1 protein-coding gene is annotated in these 815 nt (G+C 58.7%); it reads left to right on the top strand.

Annotation, left to right across the window (positions count from 1 at the left end):
- Positions 1–521 precede the first annotated feature (521 nt).
- On the top strand, positions 522–815 hold a 294-nt coding region (locus FK268_RS22995), incomplete at its 3' end, for an AAA family ATPase (RefSeq protein ID WP_146437769.1).

The following is an 815-nucleotide window of genomic DNA, read 5'->3' as shown; positions in this document are numbered from 1 at the left end:
GTGACCGCTCACGCTCGTCATCCTGGACGGACTCTCCGCTGTGGACTCGTGCGGCCATTACGGCTGTGATGTGTTCGAATCGCTGGGAGTTCGTGGGTTCGAGGTGGACGGCTGTGATGCGGTACTCGTGGCTCATGGCTTTGAGTGTGCGTCGGGGTGAACGAGAGGGGTGGACGCCCCGACGTGAATATTGGATTGCTCACATTATCCGCCAACCTATTGACAAGTGTCCTGGATATTGATCTCGCTACCAGGATCACATGGTAAGATTAAAGAGAAGGTGTTTTCGAGAACACCACTACCGCGCCGATAGTGCGCATTCAAATCAAGGGTCGCAGCCGAATCGGGTTGCGGCCCTTTCGCATTCCAAAGGAATCCCCTATGCTTTGCTTCAGTGTTGAACCACGCCGTAACGCCCCGGGCGCAGTGATCAGAATCGACGGTAGGCGGCTCGTCTTCCTCAATTCCGACAAGCTCAACATGCTCATCGAAGAGCTGCTCGCGATCCGCGAGGGCCGCGCATGATCGGAGCCGACCGCAACGACGACGGCTGGATTGTCGACGGCAACGGCAACATCATCGACCCCGAGCATCCCCGAGCCGGGGAAGTGAAGATCGACGGTGTGCGCTTCCTGCCCCTCAGTAGTGCCCCAGCAGCGGAGCCGCCGAAGTGGGCCGTACCCGGAATGATCGTCTCCAACGCCTACAACCATCTATATGGTGACGAGGGAATCGGGAAGTCCGCGTGGGCAATTCATATCGCCGCCGAGGTCACCAGGACAGGTAGGCGTGTCGTGTGGATCGCCACCGAGGAA

The sequence above is a fragment of the Tsukamurella sputi genome (genome assembly GCF_007858445.1).
GTDB classification, from domain to species: domain Bacteria; phylum Actinomycetota; class Actinomycetes; order Mycobacteriales; family Mycobacteriaceae; genus Tsukamurella; species Tsukamurella sputi.
Note: the sequence above shows the minus strand (reverse complement) of the source record. Positions and strands in the feature narration are given on the sequence as shown.